6 protein-coding genes are annotated in these 4,108 nt (G+C 71.3%); all 6 read left to right on the forward strand.

Annotated features, from left to right (window positions below; genetic code table 11):
- Positions 1-87 precede the first annotated feature (87 nt).
- The 6 genes from ACJOT3_RS33120 (at position 88) to ACJOT3_RS33145 (ending at position 4,091) form a co-directional block, all read left to right on the forward strand.
- Complete coding sequence (locus ACJOT3_RS33120; protein ID WP_406977078.1) at positions 88-981, forward strand: ArdC-like ssDNA-binding domain-containing protein; 894 nt, start codon at positions 88-90, stop codon at positions 979-981.
- Positions 982-1,043: 62 nt separating this feature from the next.
- Positions 1,044-1,343, forward strand: a complete 300-nt coding sequence (locus ACJOT3_RS33125) for a hypothetical protein (protein WP_406977079.1) — start codon at positions 1,044-1,046, stop codon at positions 1,341-1,343.
- Positions 1,344-1,383: 40 nt separating this feature from the next.
- Positions 1,384-2,586: a hypothetical protein gene (locus tag ACJOT3_RS33130; RefSeq protein WP_406977080.1), complete on the forward strand. Its 1,203-nt coding sequence runs from the start codon at positions 1,384-1,386 to the stop codon at positions 2,584-2,586.
- A 112-nt stretch (positions 2,587-2,698) separates the two neighbouring features.
- The gene (locus ACJOT3_RS33135; RefSeq protein ID WP_406977081.1) at positions 2,699-3,223 is read left to right on the forward strand and encodes a hypothetical protein; all 525 of its coding nucleotides are present in this window, start codon (positions 2,699-2,701) and stop codon (positions 3,221-3,223) included.
- 128 nt (positions 3,224-3,351) lie between these two features.
- Positions 3,352-3,546, forward strand: coding sequence for a hypothetical protein (locus ACJOT3_RS33140; protein WP_406977082.1), 195 nt, complete (start codon positions 3,352-3,354; stop codon positions 3,544-3,546).
- A complete protein-coding gene (locus tag ACJOT3_RS33145) occupies positions 3,543-4,091 on the forward strand; it encodes a hypothetical protein (RefSeq protein ID WP_406977083.1) in 549 nt (182 codons plus the stop codon). Before ACJOT3_RS33140 ends, ACJOT3_RS33145 begins: the two co-directional genes overlap by 4 nt.
- The last annotated feature ends 17 nt before the right edge of the window (positions 4,092-4,108 follow it).

The following is a 4,108-nucleotide window of genomic DNA, read 5'->3' on the forward strand; positions in this document are numbered from 1 at the left end:
GGGGTGAACAGAACCCGCAACCGCAATGGCGTACGGGTTGTGTCCACCGACCGGATTCCCGATTCTGTTTCTCCGATTGGACCCGTGATGGCTCCTAGAAAGAAAAACCGCCGACAACTCACCCCCGAACAGCGACAGGAACGCCTGAACGCGGCATACGACACCCTGTCCGCCGCCGTCGAAAAGCTCACCACCGCCGACGGGTGGGAACAGATGCTCACCCGCCGCGCGTGGCTGCGCCGCTACTCGCTGGGCAACCTGCTCATGATCCTTGCCCAGCGCGAGGACGCCACCGACGTGCGGTCCTACGGCGACTGGCGCACGGCCGGACGCCACGTCCGCAAGGGTGAGCGGGGAATCAGGATCCTCGCGCCGCTGCGCTACCGGGAGCGCGACGAGGACGGTAACCCGCTCACGAACCCGGACAGCGACACGCCCCGCTACCGGGTGCGCGGGTTCACGGTCGTGAGCGTGTTCGACATCTCCCAGACCGACGGCCCCCCGCTGCCCGAGGACACCCACGGCCCCCGCCTGATGGAGGGCGCCGCCCCGGACCGGCTGTGGGACGCGACCGCCGACCAGATCACCGGACGCGGCTACACGGTCGAACGCGGCGACACCGACCCGGCGAACGGGTGGGTGCGGTTCGACACCCGCACCGTGCGGGTGTCGGACACCCTGCCGGACGCGCACGCGGCCAAAACCGCGATTCACGAACTCGCGCACATCTGGTGTGAGCACGACACGCGCGACATCCCCCGCCAGGTGCGCGAGATCGAAGCCGAATCGGTGGCCTGCCTGGTGTGCTCGCTGGTCGGGCTGGACAGCCTGCCCTATTCGGTGCCCTACGTCGCCGGATGGGCCAAGGACGCCGAGACCGCCCGCGCCACCGCGGAACGGGTGCTCACCGTCGCCGACGCCATCGCCGATGTCCTGTCCGCGACCGTCGCGATGCCCGCCCCGGACACCGCCCCCGCCTGACCGCCCCGGGTGGGGCCGGGCGGATACCCGGCCCCACCCCCGCCCCCGAAAGGTGACCCGCGATGGCACTGGTCAGCTTCGAGATCTTCGCCGCCCCGCCCGAGCACGCATCCCCCGACGTGGCCGCGGACCTGTTCACCCTGCGGCTCGCCCACGCCGACCCGTCCGACGCGCTACAGGTGCTGGATTTCGACGTGGTCGCCGCCGACCCGGTGATGGTCCTCGTGACCTGCCTGACCGCCGACGCCGCCGCGGCCACCGACACCGTCGCGAGCTGGCTGATCGCCGCACTGGCGCCCGGGTTCGCGTCCGGCTGGCAGATGTACGCCGGGACCACCACCGTCCACCACACCGACAACTGACCACCACACCGACAACCGAACTGGAACGGAGATCCTTTCCATGACCGCCGACACCCTCGCCACCCGCACCGGGTTGGCGTTCACCACCACCCGCGCCGCCCTCACCGAGGCCCTGTCCACGGTCGCCGTCGCAGTGCACACCCGCCCGGCGGTGCCCGCCCTGTCCGGTGTGCTGCTCACCGGCGACACCGACGGCACCCTCACCGCGACCGGGTTCGACTACAGCACCGCGATCACCGTCACGGTGCCCGACGTGGTCACCACCCCGGGCCGGGCGCTGCTCACCCACGCCGACCTGTCCGGGATGCTGGCCGCCACCGCCAAGGGCACCCCCAAGAAGCGCGCGGCCCTGTCGCCGGTCACCGTCACCACCACCGGCGACGGTGCCGCGGTGGCGGTGGACGGGTACACGCTGCCCATCGAGTCCCACCGGGCCGACGACTTCCCGGTGCTGCCCGCCCCGCCCCCCGACACCGCCACCGTGGACACCACGGCGTTCGTGGCCGAGTTGTCCAGGGTCACCCCCGCCGCGGTCGGTCCCGAATGGTCTTACCCGGTGTTGGAGAACGTGCGCCTGACCTGCGACCGGGGCAGGCGGCTGGACCTGGTCGCCACCGACCGGTACCGGATCGCGTGGGCGACCCTGACCGCCACCTCCGCCCCCGGCGTGGACGCCTACAGCGACGAAACCGTTCTGGTGAACGCCCGCCTGCTGGACAGGCTCCGCCGCCACCTGACCGGCGAGACCGTCACCCTCGCGCTCGGCGACGGCATGTGCGGTCTGGTCTGTGGCCGGGTGCGGGTGCTCACCCGCGGCTACAGCGAGAGCGACTACCCCAAGATGACGGACCTGGTGCCCGACCGCACCCCGATCGCGGTCACCGCCGACCGGGCGGCGCTGGCCCGCGCCACCGACCGGGCCCGGGCGATCCTCACCGCCAAGAAGGAGACGGCCACCCCCATCGCGGTCACCATCGCCGACGGAGCGGTGTCCATCGGCCCCGACCTGCCCGGAACGACCGCCCCGGACATGGACGCCACCACCACCGGCATCGCCGGTGAGCCGGTGCGGCTGCGGTTCAACGCCCGCTACCTGGCCGACGCGTTGGCGTCCTTCACTGACCGTACCGCCACCGTGCACCTGACCACCCCGACCAAGCCGGTGGTCATCACCGACGGCGGCGCCACCCCGGACACCGCCGGATACCGGCACCTGCTCATGCCGATCCGGCCCCAGACCTGACCCCACCGACCCTGTTCCTGACCGTGTGAGCCGGGCGGCGAACACGTGAACGGTTCACCGTTCGCCGCCCGGTGACCACGGCCGGATAAGTGAAGAGAAAGGAATACGACGAATGATCACGTTGCCTCACACCGGGATGCAGGTGCCCGACATCCGCATCCGTGTCACCAGCTTGAAGGAGGTCGACCTCGGGAACGGGATCGCCTGGTCGGCGGTGGTGCGTGCCGGGAAGAGCAAGCTCGGCACCGTTTCCAACGGCGGCCGCGGCGGCCCGACCGAGTTCGACGCCGCCACCGACGCCGCACAGGCCCGGATGGCCGCGTTCGTGGACCAGTGCCGCGACCGCGACGGTGCACCCATGGACACCACGGACGTGGTGGAGACCCTCACCGAAGAGTACGAGTGGGCGCGTGACCTCGCCCGCGCCGAGCGGAAGGGCCGCTACGTGGTCCGCTACTTCGACCGCATCGGGATCCCCGGCCGCATCGAGTTCACCTTGCCCAAGGCCGCGCCGCCCGACTACGCCCCCATCCGGCGGGCCACCGTCCAGCTGAAGCTGCCTCCGCAGACGGTGCGCGCCGAGCTGTGGATGGGACCCGAACAGGGATGGTTCGTGTTCCACCGGCCCGCCGACTAGCACCGGTGCGGCCCCACCGTGGGAGATCTCCCACGACACGGGGCGGGGCTGACCTGTAGGCGCAGGTCAGCCCCCTACCGCGCCACCCACACCCACGCAATCGCATCGCAGAAACGGAGAGACACGGCATGTCCAGCGTAACCGCGCCCACCGTGGGCGCATCCGTGCAGCCCGGCACCCACCAGGTGATGGTGTGGCTGTGCCCCGTAGGCCAGCTCGCCCACCTCATCCCGCTGCCGCCCGACACCGCCCGCGAGCTGGCCGCCCAGCTCACCGAGGCCGCCGACCTCGCCGACCGGCTGACCCGGGGGGAGGAGACGTGAGCACCCGCGGAGCCATCGCCCGACCCACCACCAACGGCAACTGGCGGGGGCGCTACCACCACGGCGACGCCTACCCCACCCGGCTCGGCCGGGAGCTGTTCGCGCTCTACCACCACACGTTCAACCGCGACCACACGGTCATGGCCCGGGTGCTGATCGACGACCACCCGGCCGGGTGGTCCACCGTCATCGCCACCTACTTCCCCCGGCCGTTCGACCAGGAGGCGTTCGACCGGGCCGGATACCGGGACGTGATGTCGGACGAGTGGGGCCTGTACCCGGAGTGCTACTGCCATGGCCAGCGCGACGAGGACGAGCAGACGCTCACCTGCCGCTGCCCCGACGACACCACCGGATGCGGCCCGGAGTTCATCGAATGGGCCTACGTGATCACCCCGCAGGCTCTGCGGGTGTTCTCCGCCCGGCCCTTCGGGGTGCACCGGCTCATCGCCGTCGTGCCGTGGGAGAGCGACAGCACCCCCGGCTGGAAGGCCGCAGAGGTCCGCTCCCTCACCGGTGAGATCCCCGAGGACCCCACCCTCTGATCCACCCACACCCCGGG

This window comes from Nocardiopsis protaetiae, from assembly GCF_045446735.1.
In the GTDB taxonomy this organism is placed as follows: Bacteria; Actinomycetota; Actinomycetes; order Streptosporangiales; family Streptosporangiaceae; genus Nocardiopsis; species Nocardiopsis protaetiae.